Origin of the sequence: Pantoea sp. B9002, assembly GCF_013385945.1 — a bacterium.
GTDB lineage: Bacteria > Pseudomonadota > Gammaproteobacteria > Enterobacterales > Enterobacteriaceae > Pantoea.
Window position 1 is genome coordinate 69751 of the sequence record NZ_JACAPA010000036.1, and the last position, 15452, is coordinate 85202.

At 56.1% G+C, this 15452-nt stretch carries 15 protein-coding genes; 8 read left to right on the plus strand and 7 right to left on the minus strand.

All coding sequences use genetic code 11. The features are described 5' to 3' along the window. Positions 1-78 precede the first annotated feature (78 nt). The 4 genes from HX773_RS17525 to HX773_RS17540 all read left to right on the plus strand — a co-directional run bounded on the left by HX773_RS17525 (position 79) and on the right by HX773_RS17540 (position 4233). On the plus strand, positions 79-1284 hold the full coding sequence (locus HX773_RS17525; protein ID WP_176972591.1) for an MFS transporter: 1206 nt from the start codon (positions 79-81) through the stop codon (positions 1282-1284). A gap of 53 nt (positions 1285-1337) precedes the next feature. Beyond that, positions 1338-2687: a sodium:proton antiporter gene (locus HX773_RS17530; protein ID WP_176972592.1), complete on the plus strand. Its 1350-nt coding sequence runs from the start codon at positions 1338-1340 to the stop codon at positions 2685-2687. Positions 2688-2713: 26 nt separating this feature from the next. Continuing rightward, positions 2714-3061: a hypothetical protein gene (locus HX773_RS17535; RefSeq protein ID WP_176972593.1), complete on the plus strand. Its 348-nt coding sequence runs from the start codon at positions 2714-2716 to the stop codon at positions 3059-3061. Between the two features lie 275 nt (positions 3062-3336). Then, entirely contained in the window at positions 3337-4233 is an 897-nt protein-coding gene (locus HX773_RS17540; RefSeq protein ID WP_176972594.1) for an alpha/beta hydrolase, read from the plus strand. Between the two features lie 31 nt (positions 4234-4264). On the opposite strand, the gene HX773_RS17545 is transcribed toward HX773_RS17540, so the two are convergent. Next, positions 4265-5182, minus strand: coding sequence for a bestrophin family protein (locus tag HX773_RS17545; RefSeq protein WP_176972595.1), 918 nt, complete (start codon positions 5180-5182; stop codon positions 4265-4267). A gap of 108 nt (positions 5183-5290) precedes the next feature. Next, positions 5291-6193, minus strand: a complete 903-nt coding sequence (locus HX773_RS17550; protein WP_176972596.1) for a LysR family transcriptional regulator — start codon at positions 6191-6193, stop codon at positions 5291-5293. A gap of 95 nt (positions 6194-6288) precedes the next feature. Between HX773_RS17550 and HX773_RS17555 the strand changes: the two genes are divergently transcribed. After that, a complete protein-coding gene (locus tag HX773_RS17555; protein ID WP_176972597.1) occupies positions 6289-7110 on the plus strand; it encodes an SDR family oxidoreductase in 822 nt (273 codons plus the stop codon). 93 nt (positions 7111-7203) lie between these two features. On the opposite strand, the gene HX773_RS17560 is transcribed toward HX773_RS17555, so the two are convergent. The 3 genes from HX773_RS17560 to gorA all read right to left on the minus strand — a co-directional run bounded on the left by HX773_RS17560 (position 7204) and on the right by gorA (position 10778). After that, positions 7204-7983 carry an L-threonylcarbamoyladenylate synthase gene (locus tag HX773_RS17560; protein ID WP_176972598.1) on the minus strand — a complete coding sequence of 260 codons (780 nt, stop codon included), beginning with the start codon at positions 7981-7983 and terminating at the stop codon, positions 7204-7206. Between the two features lie 258 nt (positions 7984-8241). Then, the gene (locus tag HX773_RS17565; protein ID WP_176972599.1) at positions 8242-9174 is read right to left on the minus strand and encodes a nucleoside recognition domain-containing protein; all 933 of its coding nucleotides are present in this window, start codon (positions 9172-9174) and stop codon (positions 8242-8244) included. Between the two features lie 251 nt (positions 9175-9425). Next, positions 9426-10778, minus strand: coding sequence for a glutathione-disulfide reductase (gorA, locus tag HX773_RS17570; protein ID WP_176972600.1), 1353 nt, complete (start codon positions 10776-10778; stop codon positions 9426-9428). A 126-nt stretch (positions 10779-10904) separates the two neighbouring features. Here gorA and rnz point away from each other — a divergent pair, with 126 nt between their 5' ends. Further along, positions 10905-11816: a ribonuclease Z gene (gene rnz / locus HX773_RS17575; RefSeq protein WP_176972601.1), complete on the plus strand. Its 912-nt coding sequence runs from the start codon at positions 10905-10907 to the stop codon at positions 11814-11816. Here rnz and HX773_RS17580 read toward each other — a convergent pair. After that, positions 11813-12625 (minus strand): CPBP family intramembrane glutamic endopeptidase, encoded by an 813-nt coding sequence (locus HX773_RS17580; protein ID WP_176972602.1) that lies wholly within the window; start codon positions 12623-12625, stop codon positions 11813-11815. The genes rnz and HX773_RS17580 overlap by 4 nt on opposite strands. Positions 12626-12665: 40 nt before the next feature. Further along, positions 12666-13508 carry a 23S rRNA (adenine(2030)-N(6))-methyltransferase RlmJ gene (locus HX773_RS17585; protein ID WP_176972603.1) on the minus strand — a complete coding sequence of 281 codons (843 nt, stop codon included), beginning with the start codon at positions 13506-13508 and terminating at the stop codon, positions 12666-12668. Between the two features lie 331 nt (positions 13509-13839). Between HX773_RS17585 and HX773_RS25965 the strand changes: the two genes are divergently transcribed. Both HX773_RS25965 and HX773_RS17595 read left to right on the plus strand, forming a co-directional pair. Beyond that, positions 13840-14289, plus strand: a complete 450-nt coding sequence (locus HX773_RS25965; RefSeq protein WP_255433254.1) for a hypothetical protein — start codon at positions 13840-13842, stop codon at positions 14287-14289. A gap of 127 nt (positions 14290-14416) precedes the next feature. Beyond that, entirely contained in the window at positions 14417-15400 is a 984-nt protein-coding gene (locus HX773_RS17595; RefSeq protein ID WP_176972604.1) for an FKBP-type peptidyl-prolyl cis-trans isomerase N-terminal domain-containing protein, read from the plus strand. Positions 15401-15452 lie beyond the last annotated feature (52 nt).

Here is a 15452-nt window from a genome sequence, read left to right on the forward strand (position 1 = left end):
ACAGTTCTGTGTTTGAGCAGTCTACCGCGTATGGCGGCGACGCGCTTTAATAAGCGCACTTTCACGGGGGAATCCACTATGTCAGCCATATCAACGTCAGCCATGCCAGCTGAAAAACTGCCCGCGCCGCTGGTCTTCACGCTCGCGGCCGGTGCCGGACTCAGCGTCGCATCGATTTACTACAGCCAGCCGATGCTGGATATCATCAGCAAACAGTTCAACGTCGGCATCGGCAGCGTCGGCATGGTGCCAATGCTGACGCAAGCCGGTTACGCGCTGGGGATTCTGCTGCTGGCCCCGCTCGGCGACCGCCACGATCGTCGCACCATTATTCTGATTAAAGGTTTGCTGCTGGTTGCCGCGCTGCTGCTGTGTGGCTTCTCGGGCGGATTGAACGCCTTGCTGATCGCCAGCTTCGTCACCGGTTTAACCGCCACCGTGGCGCAGGACATCGTGCCCGCTTCAGCGGCGTTAGCTCCGGAGCGCAGCCGCGGCAAAATCGTCGGCACGGTGATGACGGGATTGCTGGTGGGGATTTTGCTGTCACGCGTGGTAAGCGGCGTGGTGGCGGAGTATTTCGGCTGGCGCACCATGTACCTGATTGCGGCGGTGGCGGTGTTGCTGATTAGCGTGGCGCTGTGGCGCGTGCTGCCGCGCTTTACGCCGGGCACTTCGGTGAGCTATCCGCGTTTGCTGCTGTCGCTGGCGCATCTGTGGCAGCACCATCAAACGCTGCGCCGCGCCGCGCTGGCACAAGGTTTGTTGTCGGTGGGCTTTAGTGCCTTCTGGTCAACGCTGGCGTTGATGCTCAGTCAAAACTTCCATCTGGATAGCGCGGTCGCTGGCGCATTCGGCCTCGCCGGAGCCGCGGGCGCTTTAGCCGCGCCGTTAGCTGGCAGCGTGGCGGATCGCATCGGTCCAGCGCGTGTTACGCAGTACGGTGCCACGCTGGTGATGGTGTCGTTCGCGCTGATGTTCCTGCTGCCGCTGCTGCCGATGCCGGCTCAGCTTGGTCTGATTATCATCAGCACCATTGGTTTTGATTTGGGTGTGCAGGCCACGCTGGTGGCGCATCAGACGCTGGTTTACAGCCTGGCACCAGAAGCACGCAGCCGCCTTAACGCCTTGATGTTTACCGTTGTTTTCATCGGCATGGCGACCGGCGCGGCGCTGGGTAGCCTGGCGCTGGCACATTGGGGCTGGACAGGCGTGGTCGCACTCTCAACATTGGCCGCTGCGCTTGCCTTGATGATTCGCCTCGCAAGCCGTCATCTGAAAAACTGATCGCCTAACATGTGCCAGGCTTAAAGGAGAATGTTATTTAAAAACGGAGCGTTATGAATTTCCTGGCCTGGACCGCCGCCACCGGCGGTCTATTACTTCTTATGTCACTGGCTTCCGGTTGGATACACCGCGGGCCAGTGACCTCATTTGGTCTCTACCTGTTCGCCGGCATCCTGTGTGGCCCGTGGATGCTCAATCTGCTGCAAGTCGACATCATCGGTCACGCCAATCTCGCCGCTCATCTCACCGAAATCGCGATGGCGGCCTCGCTGTTTATCACCGGGCTGAAACTGCGCTTGCCGCTCAACGCGCATGCGTGGCGGCTTGGCGTCAGGCTGGCCTTTCCGGCGATGCTACTCACCGTCGGCGGCATGACGGTGCTGGTGCACTGGATTACCGGCTTTGACTGGGCGATGTCGCTGGCGTTTGGTGCCATTGTCGCGCCGACCGATCCGGTGCTCGCCAGCCTGATTTCAGTGAACGATGCGCGTGATGACGATGCCCTGCGCGTAGCGCTCTCCAGCGAAGCGGGCATGAACGACGGCTCGGCGCTGCCGCTGCTGATGCTGGCAATTTTGCTGTTGCAGCCGGGCGAGCTCAGCACCGCTGCGCTGGGCGAATGGTTCGCCAAAGATGCGCTGTGGGCGATTGGCGGCGGGCTGGGGATCGGCTTTGCGCTGGGCTGGCTGATCGGCCAGCTGGCGACGCATTTACGTACCGCCAATCAGGATTTGGCACCCAACGATCTGTTCGCACTGGCACTGATTGCGCTCAGCTATGCCGCCGCGCAGTCGGTGGATGCCTCCGGCTTCCTCGCCACCTTTGCGGCCGGCGTCGGTTTACGTCGCGCGGAATTGCGCGTGGTGAAGCACTATCCGCAAGATGAGATGTCTGAAGAGGAGCGTTTCTTACCGGCTGAAGCGCGCGTGAATACCGGTCAGCGGATGGCGCAGGGCAGCAGCGGCATGGTGAAATCGGTGGGTTTGGTGATCGGCGATGCGCTCTCCTTTGGTGATACTATCGAGCGTTTGCTGGCGGCGGGCATGATGGTGGTGCTCGGTATTACGCTGGCGCAGCACTGGAATCTCACCGGCATCGGCCTGGCGCTGCTGCTGTTTGTGGTGGTGCGTCCGCTGGCGGTGTGGATCACCACGTGGCGCTGCGATATTCCACTGATGCGACGTTTGTTAATTGGCTGGTTGGGTATTCGCGGCATCGGCAGTATCAATTATATTGCCTATGCATGGGTGCACGGCATGCGTGGACCGCAGGCGGAGCACATGGTGGATATGGCGCTGACGTTAGTGGTGTGCAGCATTGTGTTGCACGGCATCACGGTTACGCCGTTGTTAAACTGGCGTGCTGCCCGTCAGGCCGCCCGCGCCGAACAGAACGAAAAATGATTTATTGGAAATTATTGGAGCCTATTATGAAAGCGTTATTACTCGCCCTCGTTGGGCTGTCGCTGTCGGCCGGTGCGTTGGCTGCCGACGGTGACAATAATCAGGAAGAGAATGTTTATGCCAGCCAGCTGTGTCATCTGGTGAGCAGTGAAAAGAAGACCAGCGATTTGGATGGCTACACCGACAAGCTGAAGTCGCAGCTCGCGGCCAGCCAGTCTTCATCGGCCATGCAGCAGCCTGAATTTAATGAAGAAATCGCGCAGGAAGTGATTAGCGCGTGGCTGGAGTTGGGCGAAGATGAGCGCGGTAAACTGCGTAAAGATCAGCAGCAGTGCGAACAGACGGTGATGACGCAGTTCCAGCAACAAGATTAATACACGTCATACTTCGAGCTGCAGGTGCGTTGGCTGCGTGTGTTCACCCCAGTCACTTACTTTTGTAAGCTCCTGGGGATTCACCCCCTTGCCGCCTTCCTGCAGCTCGAATTATTTAGGGTATTCGAAAAAGCTCGCGCCTTTTTAGGCGCGTTTTTTTATGGCTTTTTTGTACGATTTACGTACATAATCGCCAACGTCGAAATCAGACATGCGTCACATAATGAGATTCAGCTGTTGAAGCTGGCATTTTTTGCATACTGGCACTGGGCAAGATGATTACACGTCGTCACTTTTTGTTGGCTACTGGAGCAACCGTTCTCTCGATGACCACGGGCAAGCTATTTGCCCGCGATGACGTCATTCCGTTGTGGCCCGACGATCCGCCCGGCGGCGGCGGCCCTTCCGGCTTGCTTAAAGTGAATTCACACGGTTCATGGACCAATATCGTTTCACCCGCGATTCAGCGTTTTCGCCCGGAAAATCCCAACGGCGAAGCGGTGATTGTGGCGGCGGGCGGCGGCTATCGGTTTATCGGCATGGGCCGCGAAGCCTGGCCGGTAGCGCGCTGGCTTAATGCCAACGGTTATACCGTGTATGTGCTCAGCTACCGTTTACCGGGCGAGAAGTGGCAGGCGGGCAATCTGGCACCGCTGCAGGATGCGCAGCGCGCAATTCGTCTGGTGCGTTCGATGGAGCGCAAAGTCCATGTGCTGGGCTTTTCTGCCGGTGGACATCTGCTCGGCATGGCGGCGGCGCGTCCGGATTTCGAATCCTATCCGGCGCAGGACCCGCTTGACCAGATCAGGCCGAATGTGGATAGCGTTGGCCTGATTTATCCGGTGATCACCCTTGAAGCGCCGTATCAGCACACCAACACGCACTTGATGATGGTGGGGAAAAACGCCACGCCAAGCCAGGAAGCCAACTGGTCAGTGCAAAACTACGTCACACGCCAGTATCCACCCACGTTCCTCGCCCAGGCCGAGGACGATCGCACCTCCAATCCCCATAATACTGAACTGATGCGCGATACCTGCCGCCGCATGCGCGTGCCGGTTGAGCTGATTGAGCTCAGCAGCGGCGGTCACGGTTTTGGTCTCGGCAAAGCGGGCACGCCCGCCGCGTTGTGGGATCAGGCGTATGTGCGGTGGTTGGATAATCAAGGGTGAACCAGGTCGCCATTTATGGCGACCTGGAACATCACGTCAAATTGAAATGCGCATCCGGCTGCAGCGGTTCAGGTAGCGGCATATCGCCATTCATTGCTTTCAAATTGCGTTCGATATTGACGCACAGCGCATCGAGCGGCAGGTGATTCGGTGCGGTGCCAAACGGATGTTCCAGCTCCTCCGCCAGCGCTTCCAGCGACAAAAAGGTGTAGGAGATAAACATCGACACCAGCGGCGTCATCAGGTGCAAATCCGCTACCAGCGCAAACGGCAGCAGCGTGCAGAACAGATAAACGGTGCGATGAAGAATCAGGCTGTAGGCGAACGGAATCGGCGTGCTGGCGATGCGATCGCAACCGCCCAGAATCGCCGACAGCTGATTCAGATTCTCATCAATGCTTTGCCAGACAATATCCGACACCAATCCTTCATCGCGGCGCTGCGCCAGCCATTCACTCAAACACAACAAAATCTGCGAGGTCGGCATCGGATGATTCAGCACCGCGCTATGCCAGTTGGCCGGCAGCAAACGCTGTAAATCGGCCTGCACATCGGTTTTACGCAGGCGATGTTTCAGGCACCAGCAAAACGCCAGCAGCAAGCCGGTAAATTCACGCACCTGTTCTTCGCTCACGCCACGCATGCTTTTGATCTGCCGCAGCAGCGAGCGCTGGGTGATATGCAGGCTGCCCCACAAGGTGCGGGCTTCGAGAAAGCGCGCATAGCTGGCGTTATTACGAAAGCCGAGGAAGATGGCGATCGACACCCCGACCAAACTAAAAGGCGCGGTGGTGAGATGAATGCCGAAAGTGGAGTACCACGGATAGCCAAAGATGGCGATCAGCGACATCAGCAGGTTAAGCGACAGGCGGAACACGATGTTGCTGAGCACCGATCCATGCCAGTCAAACAGCCGGAGAAACCAGTGTTGATGAGGACGTACGATCATTTTGCGATGGTGTATTTTTTAGGTTTTGTGGCGACAGGTTACGCCGCAGGGCACGAGGTGATCAACGCCATTGCTACAGGTTTTAAGACAAAAGCCGTGCTGCTCGCCTCACGCGTGACGCGGCAGCCTGACTTTCAGCGCATCGATAAACAGCCGCAGCGCCATGGATTGATGTCGGTTGGGCGGGAACCACAGCGCAATCCCCGCCGATTGCACCCGCCAATCAGCCAGCAGCTCCACCAACTGGCCGCTGCGCATCTCCTTCTCCACATACAGCGACGGCACATAAGCAATGCCTAAACCGGCGAGGGCGGCCTGCGCCATCAGCGCGTTACTGTCTAAAGTCAGCACGCCTGGCACGTCAATCTCCTGCTTTTCTCCCGCCTGCGCGTATTCCCACTGATAACGTTTTCCGCTCGGCAAGCGCTGGCGAATGCACTGCTGTTGCAGCAGATCGCGCGGATGATTAACCGCCGCGTTTCTCGCCAGATAAGCGGGCGCGGCGACGGTGACAAACGTCAGCGGGCCGCCAAGCGGAACGGCCACCATATCCTGCGGCACATCCTCAATCAGCCGAATGCCGGCATCAAAACCGGCGGCGGTGATATCCACCAGCGCACCTTGCGCGGCGAAATCGAGCTGGATATCGGGATAGCGCGCGCTAAAGTCCGCCACCACGTGCTCCAGCAGCAAACCGATCGAGGCATCGCTGGCGCTGATTCGCAGCGTGCCGTAATGCTGATGGCGGCTGGCGGAGATGTCGTGCAGCACATCATCCATCTGATTCAGCAGCGGCGAGAGCCGATCCAGCAGTTGCTGCCCGGCATCGGTGAGCGACACGCTGCGCGTGGTGCGTTGAAACAGCTGTACGCCCAGATTGTGCTCCAGCGTTTTCACCAGATGGCTGAGCGACGAGCGCTTTAAGCCGAGCATTTCAGCGGCACGGCGAAAGCTGCGCTGCTCGCCCAGCGTTTTGATGGCCTGCAGTTCGTGCCAGGAAGGACGTCTCATTGGTGGTTTTTCCTCACCGGGTCATGCGCGATTAGGTGGATTATCCTCACCAGTAAAGCGATCTACCATCAGGTTTTCAATACGAGGAGCACAAGATGAAAACCTGGTTGATTACCGGCGCCAGCAGCGGGCTGGGCCGATTGATGAGTGAACGTTTACTAGCGCGCGGCGATCGCGTGCTGGCGACGGTGCGGCGTGAACAGGCGATGGCTGATCTGCAGCAAACCTATGGCGAACGGCTGCAGGTTATTGCGCTGGATTTGGCGCACACCGCCAGCATCGCGCCCACAATTGAACGCGCCTTTGCCGCTGTCGATCGCATTGATGTGGTGGTGAGCAATGCCGCTTACGGGCTGTTCGGTGCAGCTGAAGAGTTGAGCGATGCGCAAATTGAGCGCCAGATCGCCACCAATCTTACCGGTTCAATCCAGCTAATTCGCGCGGTGATCCCGTTCCTGCGCCAGCAGGGCGGCGGGCGCATCGCACAGGTTTCTTCGGAAGGCGGACAGGTCGCTTACCCCAACTTCAGCCTGTATCACGCCACGAAATGGGGGATTGAGGGATTTGTCGAGGCGGTGCGCCAGGAAGTCGCCAGTTTCGGCATCGATTTCCTGCTGGTGGAGCCGGGCCCCACCGCAACCCATTTTGGCGCGGGCCTGGATGTGGCAGATGCGCTGGAAGTTTATCGCGACAACGCCGCAGGCCAGCTGCGCCAGGCGATTCTTTCGGGTGATTTCACCATTGCCGGCGATGCCGGGAAATGCGTCACGGCGATGATCGCCACGCTGGATCAGGCCAGCATGCCGCTGCGCTTAGCACTTGGCAGCACGGCGTATCAGAACATCGAAGCGGCGCTGGAAAGGCGGTTGGCGGAGCTGCGCGGGCTACGGGATGTGGCATTCGGCGCGGATGTGTAATCAGGGCAGCAGCCAGGTGCGCATGAATGCGCACCCTACGAAAACCGCGGCAAACCACTGTAGGGTCGCCATTCATGGCGACCACTCAGCAGATCAGTAATAGTCGCCGTGGCGATAATCCCACGACGGGAAGATCTCAGACAGCAGCGCCATAATTTTATCAACATCCAATCCTTTACGGATCAGCACCGGGCACGGCGTGATTTTGCGCTCGCCGTTTTGCTGTGGAATCAGACGACCTTCGCTATCCACCATCGACACCATGACGCCTTGTTCGTAGCGCACTTTATTTGCATCGTTGGGCTGGATGGATTTCACGTAAGCATTGGCTTCGATAATTAAATCGGCGCGGGTTGCAATACGCTCGCCAATGCCTTCGACCAAACCGCGATTTCCCTGGCCAGAGGGATTCGCCGAACTGGCGAAGGAGAATTTGCCGTGAGTATCCCATAAAGCTTTTGCGATATTTTCCCCCGGCTTGCCGAATTTAATCACAAAGCAGCTGGTTTGACGGCCATCCATCATTAGCTCTTTTGAGCCATCATCGGGAATACGCGACAGCGCATCATCGCGCCACGGTAAAATACAACCCAGCAGAATATCTTCATCCCAGTGGCGCTGATAAAGCTGATCGATTTCGGGTGTCAGTTGCGCCAGCGAACGCAGCTGTTCCAGCGAGCCGCACAGCACTACGCCCGGCTTGTTACGTTTGCGCTGTTTGGCTTCGAACTTACGCTCAAGGCCGGCTTTATCGGAAGTCATAATGATGTAGCCCACTTTGGTTGGGCTGACGATCATGCCGCCATCTTTTGCCAGAATGTCGATGGCTGCCGGTTGTAATCCGCCATTCCAGGTTATCTGCTTACCGCTCATGGATTTACCCTATCTGCAAAAAAAGGCTGTACAGGAATATTACCTGCAATGAATTTACGGGCTTGATAAATTAACCTGATGTTTCATCGGGATTAATTATGTGGTCGAAATGTCTGTTGCGATAATAGTACTAAAATTATCGCTAATGCAATGGGTGAAAATAACGATGAAATTAATAGGGGTAATAATAAATAACGCCTGTGAAGTGTAGTGTTATTTATCTAATGGCGCTGAAAGCGTATTCAGCGCCAGTAATAATCAGAACAGGATGGCGTGCACCGTCGCACGCAGCGCAATACCGAGCAAAATGCCAGGCACGGCGAAGCGGAACAGGCGCGGGAATCGGCTCGACAGGCCAAGGTAAATTCCGATGCCGGGCAGGTCAAAGGTCTGAATCAGTAATCCCGCCGAAGCGTTGATGTTGTGCGCGCTGTATACTCCTTTCTCCACCAATCCCGCCACCACGCCGTAATAGGCGGTGCCACCCGCCAGACATTTGGTCAGCGCCGGGAGAATATAGACTTCGGAAATATTTAGCTTATCCAGTAGCGGCGACACCAGACGCGTTAGCATTTCAATGCCGCCCGCTTCTTTCAACATGCCAACCACCGACAATGAAATAATCAGCATCGGCAGTGAACCCAGCGCCAGACGAATCGCATCGGATCCGGCGCTATTAATGATGCCAATCAGCCCGATTTTATTTTCGCTGCTGGTGACGGCTTCATCTTCATTTAATAGCGCCGCATCGGAGAGTTTGCGGCCAAACAGGTGATAGGTCGCCGCCGCCGCTAATACGCCACCGCAAACCGAAATAATCAGCGCTGTGCTCCAGTGTAATCCCGCCGGAATCAGTGGATAAAAGGTGCTGGCCTGGCCCATCGCAAACAGCATCGCCAGCGTGGCCGCCATATGACGATCGGATGTACCGCGCTTTTCCATAATCGCCAGCGCCGCCAGCGGTGCAGCAAAGCTGACGAAATTAAGTTGAATCATGGCAAAAAATGCCAGCCCGGTAATACCGAAGGGTTTTAATAACGGTGTGGCATGACGTACGATAAAATCCAGTACTCCTTTGACCTCCAGATATTTCATGATGAATAACATCACCACCATAATCGGAATCAAGGTGTAGAGCGCCACATCTACCGAGGCTTTGCCTGCGGACATAATGATATCGATAATATTCATGCCCGATTCCGACCTTTGTTCACACCGTTCTCCCCGTAAAAAACATTTAAACTGGCAATGCCTTTAAATTTTAGGTGCGAATTAATGCGCACCCTACGTTGTAGGGTCGTCATTTATGGCGACCGCCAACATCGTAATAAATCTTATCCTGTGCGTGGATTATTGAGTAGTGAAGAAAAAGGAATCTAAATTGCAGCCATAAAAAAACCAGCCATGAATAAATGGCTGGTTTTTATTTCCGACGGGAAATATTAACGCATCGTCACAAACTCTTCCGCCGCTGTTGGGTGAATCGCTACGGTGTTATCGAAGTCTTTCTTGGTGGCGCCCATTTTCAGCGCCACCGCGAAGCCTTGCAGCATCTCATCCATACCGTTGCCGATACCGTGAATGCCGACAATCTTCTCTTCCGGGCCAACGCACACCAGCTTCATGCGGCACGGCTGGCGATGCTGGGTAACGGCGGTGTACATCGCGGTGAAGGACGATTTGTACACTTTCACCTGATCGTCGCCGTACTGTTCGCGCGCCTGCGGTTCGGTCAGGCCCACGGTGCCAATCGGCGGATGGCTGAACACCACGGTCGGCACGTTGCTGTAATCCAGGTGCTCGTCCGGCTTGTTGTTGAACAGGCGTTCGGAGAGACGACGACCTGCCGCCACTGCCACCGGCGTCAGTTCTACCGCGCCGGTGTTATCGCCCACCGCGTAGATGCCTTTCACATTGGTGTTCTGGAACTTATCGACGTTGATGTAGCCTTTGTCGTTCAGCGCCACGCCGGTTGCTGCCAGATTGAGGTTATCGGTCGCCGGCTCACGGCCAATCGCCCACACCAGGCAATCGACGGTTTGCTCGTGGCCGCTTTCCAGCTGCAGCGTCAGGCTGCCGTCGGCGTTTTTAATCACGGCTTTCGGAATCGATTCGGTGTGCAGCGTTGGGCCTTCGGCCTGCATCACTTCTACCAACGTATCGACGATCAGCGGATCGAAGCTGCGCAGCGGCGCATGCTTACGCACGAACAGATGTGTTTCCGCGCCCAGCGCATTGACCACGCCCGCCAGCTCCACCGCGATGTAACCCGCGCCCACGACCGCCACGCGTTTTGGCAGCGCATCAAGCTCGAAGAAACCGTCAGAATCGATACCGTATTCCGCGCCCGGCACATTTGGATGGCTTGGACGCCCGCCGGTGGCGATCAGGATGTGATCGGCCGTGATAGTTTCACCGTTCACTTCCACGGTGTTGGCATCAATAAAGCGCGCGAAGCCTTTGATCACCTCAACCTTGTTTTTACCCAGCACGTTGTCGTACGAGCTGTGAATGCGATCGATGTAGGCACTACGGTTTTTCACCAGAATTGACCAGTCAAAACGGTTTACCGTGGTGTCGAAGCCATAATCTGGCCCATAAAGATGAATAGCTTCAGCGATTTGCGCCGCATGCCACATGACCTTTTTCGGTACGCAGCCGACGTTGACACAGGTGCCGCCCAGCTCTTTGGCTTCAATCAGCGCGCACTTCTGGCCATGCATCGCGGCACGGTTAATCGAGGCGATACCGCCGCTGCCGCCGCCGATGGCGAGGTAGTCAAAATGTCTGGTCATCCGTTATGTCCATCTGTTGGAAGAAAATTGGCATAGAGTTTAACGCTAGGACGATTATTGACGCAAAGATTGCACCTATGATTGTAATAGCATTGATTTTTATGTCCGATTACAGGGAAGCATAGCATGCAACTGACATTCCTCGGCACCGGCGGCGGTGCGCCCAGCCTGCAACGTAATGTCACCGCGATAGCGCTGACGCTATCGAAACGCGGCGATACCTGGCTGTTTGACTGCGGCGAAGCGACGCAGCATCAATATATGCGCTCCGCGCTGAAGCCGGGCAAGCTGGAAAAAATCTTTATCACCCATCTGCACGGCGACCATATCTTTGGGCTGCCGGGCTTGCTTACCAGCCGCTCGATGGCCGGCATTCCTGAACCGATGTCCATTTACGGGCCAAAAGGTATTCGCCAGTTTATCGAGACGGCGCTCAGTTTAAGTGGCTCGTACACCTCTTATCCGCTGGAGATTATCGAGATTGAAGCCGGTTTGGTGCTGGATGACGGCGAAGTGCGCGTGACGGCCTGGCCGATGAATCATGTGATTGAGTGTTATGGCTATCGCATTGAGCAGCACGATAAACCGGGCTTCCTCGATGCGCCGCGCCTGAAAGCCGAAGGCGTACCGCGCGGGCCGTGGTATCAGGATTTGAAAGCGGGTAAGCGTATCCAGCTGGAAGATGGTCGCGAGATCAACGGAGCGGATTATCTTGGCCCGGCAACCAAAGGCAAAGTGCTGGCGATATTTGGCGATACCGCGCCCACCGAAGTGGCGTTACAGCTGGCCGCTAATGCCGATGTGATGGTGCATGAAACCACGCTGGAGGCGGCGCTGCAGGAGAAAGCCAATGGACGCGGCCACTCAACCACCATTCAGGCTGCGGAAGTGGCGAAACAGTCGGGGGCGAAGCGCATGATCGCCACGCATTTCAGCTCGCGCTATTTATCCAGGGATCGGGAGAAACTGCTGGCGGAGTGCCAGTCGGTGTTTGCGGCGACCGAGCTGGCACATGATTTCGCGGTGTTCGAGGTTTAGTGCTGAAGCGCCGGATAGGTGAAAAACAGCAGATGCGTCATGTTGAACAGGAAATGGATGCCGGTTGCAACCCACAGGCGTCCACTCCACTGCCACGCCAGGCCGTAAATCAATCCGGCGAGCGTGGCGAAGATCATCAGCAGCGGCCCGCCGGGGAAGTGCGCCAGACCGAACAGCAGCGACGTCAGCAGCAGTGCTGCCACGGCGCCAATGTGCTGGCGCAGACGCTGTTGCAGATAGCCACGAAAGAACGCTTCTTCCGCCAGTGACACGAAGAACAGGTTCGCCAGCATAAAACTGCCCAACCACTCCGGCCAATGGGGTTCAACGGCCAGGCCACCTAACTCAACCGCGATATACAGCAGCAGCGGAATCGCCGCCAGCAGCGCCAGCCACAAAATTTTGAGTCGCGGCGGCGCGGATTGGGTGCGGAACAGCTGCGGCAAGCAGATGAGCAACACAAACGGAATCAGCGCTTTATCGAAGTTGTACGAGAAACTAAAGGGCAGGCTGAGCGGCCCGGCTTGCACATCTTCCACCTGGCGCGGATTTTTGAAGCCAGGGAAAAAGTGCACAAACAGGCCGATGGCGATGGCAACCAGCGCGGCTTCACTCACCAGCTGAATCCAGCGCGCGTTATTTTCCACGCGAATCCAGGCGATGACGGCAATTGCGCCAAGCAGCAGCATCGCCGGCCAATCCAGCACATCCTGGAACAGCCCTAGAATAGTGGCGAGCGTGAGTAGCAGTACCGAAAAACGTTTGGCGGGCGACAGCACAGCAAGCGCGCCAGCCAGAATGATCCACATGATAATTGTCCTATTGGGCTGGCGGCGCGGTAAGGCGAACTTACTCTGGCACGATCTGCGTGACGCTGAAGTGACCGGTTCCGGCCGGCACCAGCTTCTGATGCAGCCACGGCAGCAGCTCTTCCATCTGCGCTTTCAGTTTCCACGGCGGGTTAATCACGATCATGCCGGAGGCCGTCATGCCGCGCTGATCGCTGTCCGGACGAACCGCCAGTTCAATCTGCAGAACATTGCGAATATTGGTGGCCTGCAGATCTTTAACCATGTGCTTGATCTGCTGACGCATCACCACCGGATACCACAGCGCAAACACGCCGGTGGCGAAACGCTTGTGACCTTCCTGAATGCCTTTCACCACATCCTGATAATCGCTTTTCATCTCATACGGCGGATCGATCAGAATCAGGCCGCGGCGGCTCAGCGGCGGCAGCTTGGCTTTCAGCTGCTGGTAGCCATCGCCACGCGCCACGCGCGCACGGGAATCTTTGCTGAACTCGGTGCGCAGCAGCGGATAATCGCTGGAGTGCAGCTCGGTCAGCTCCATTTTGTCCTCTTCACGCAGCAGGAAGCGGGCAATTAACGGCGAACCTGGATAGTACTTTAACGTGCCGTGCGGATTGAGATTACGCACCGCCGAAAGATACGGCTTGAGCAGTTCCGGTACATCCGGCTGCTGCCAGATGCGGCCAATGCCTTCCAGATATTCACCGGTACGCTCGGCGTGCTCTCCGCTCAGCAGGTAACGTCCGGCACCGGCGTGAGTATCCAGATAGAGGAAAGGTTTTTCCTTCTCCATCAGGGCGGTGAGGATCAGGCTTTCAACGGTGTGTTTCAGCACGTCGGCATGGTTGCCGGCATGAAAACTGTGGCGATAACTCAGCATAAAAAAAGGGGGTCCGCGGTTGGATCAAAGGGAGTGAAAACATCGTGTGTGGCGCGATTATAGCCGCGCTGCATAAAAATTGCTGACGTTTTGGCGCGGGGGTTAAGTTTGCCTGAAACGGGTCGCTTTAGCCGATTGCGATCAAGCCTCCTTGAGGAAAGTTCGCCGTGTAATAACGCGATACTCGAAATTTCACTACAGATTAAGTAAGTTAGTTTCCGGTAGCGAAACGGTCGCGAGCGAAATGCCAGGTGTTTCTGGCAGGAAACTTTTCGGTTAAAGCCGTATAATTTTTTGCTTAAAGCATCTCAAACAACTCCTGGTGACAATAATGAAAAAAATGACTGGTGTCGCGGTGGCAAGCCTGTTGATACTGACTGGCTGCGCGAAACAACAACCCACTCATAGTTTGGTTACGCCGCCGACCGCGGAAGAGCAGCCAGCGGCGCAATACGCGCCAGAGCAGCAAGGTACGCCATTTGTGGCTTCAGCCCCGGCGCAGCCTGCGACCGCCTCATTCAGTGACGACCGCTCCAGCAACATTCAGCAGTGCCGCAAAGAGCTCGACGCAATGCGCCTGTATAGCCAGGCTTCCTATGCCAGCTATCAAGCCGAATTCCAGAAAATCGGCGCGCAGACCAATAAATATCTGCAAATTAAAGATTCGATTGGCGCGGATATTAATGATTTAGTGATGCCGCGTTATCAATTCCAGATTCGTGAATTGTGCTTCCGCATTAAGACACGTCTGTCGCAGCTGATTATTCGTCAGGCCGGTTAATACTCGCGTTTTTAACCACACTCGCTAAGCAGCAGCGCGAAATTTCGCGCTGTGGATGGGCTTCATCTCTATTTTAATATTAGGGATGAAGCCTTTTGTGTTCTTAAGGCTGTTACAGGAGATCGTGATGACACAGCGTCATCTGCCGTTTGTCCTTTTTTTCACAGCATTATTACTGCCTGCGTTGGCCTCTGCGGCCGCTGAAGATGACATGTTGCATGCCTTTGGCGATGCGGCGCGCACGCTGCCTTCGGTACCAGTCAAAAATCCAAAACCGCAGCCAAAACCGGTTGCACCAAAAATAACGCCAAAACCTGCCGCTCAACCGGAAATTCAGACGCAACTCAACCAGCTACGTGCGCAAATTATTGAACTGGAAAAGCAGAAAGCCGCGCTGCAATTAAAGAACGAACAGCAGGAAAAGAGGCTTCAGGCGCAGCAAGCGAGCAGTGAAAAACTCACCGCCGAGCTAGAAACAGCGAAAAAGCAGCCCGCAGTTGTTGCTCAACCGCTAGCAGAGCCCAAAAGTGATGCCGAGCGTGATGGCTATATGCTCGGGCAATCCATTGCCAGCAATACGGTGGTGCAGCTGCAGATGGTGAAGGATAGCGGCCTCACGATCAGCCTCGATCAGATGATCGCGGGGTTTACCACGCAGCTGAAAACTGGTACTTCGGCGATGAGCAGTGAAGAGATGTCGCGGCGCTACGCGGTGATGCAGGACGCCATCAATAAAAATATGGGTTCGCTGATTGAGAAAGGTTACGCGCAGCTGAATAAGCAACTCGATAAGCGCAAAACCCTGCTGACGCAGAACGGCGTGCGCTGGTTTGCGGTGAAACCGGTCAAAACCAAACTGATTCCAGAACAGCAAGTGGAAGTGAGTGTGAAAATCACCACGCTGGGCGGCAAGGTGATTAACGACTTTGCCAATGATCAGGTGGCGTTCGATAACAATCTGCCGCCTTTACTGTATGAAGGTATGTCGTTAACGGGAGCTGGCGGCGCAGTGGAAGGCTGGGCGCTGGCGAAAGATATCATCGAACGCGAACCGCTGCCGCCGTGGGTGGCGCCCTACGATGTGATTCACTATCAACTCGCGATTAAATAATCTTCAGCCTGGTGCGCATCCATGCGCACCCGACAAAATCCACGTCCTTCAG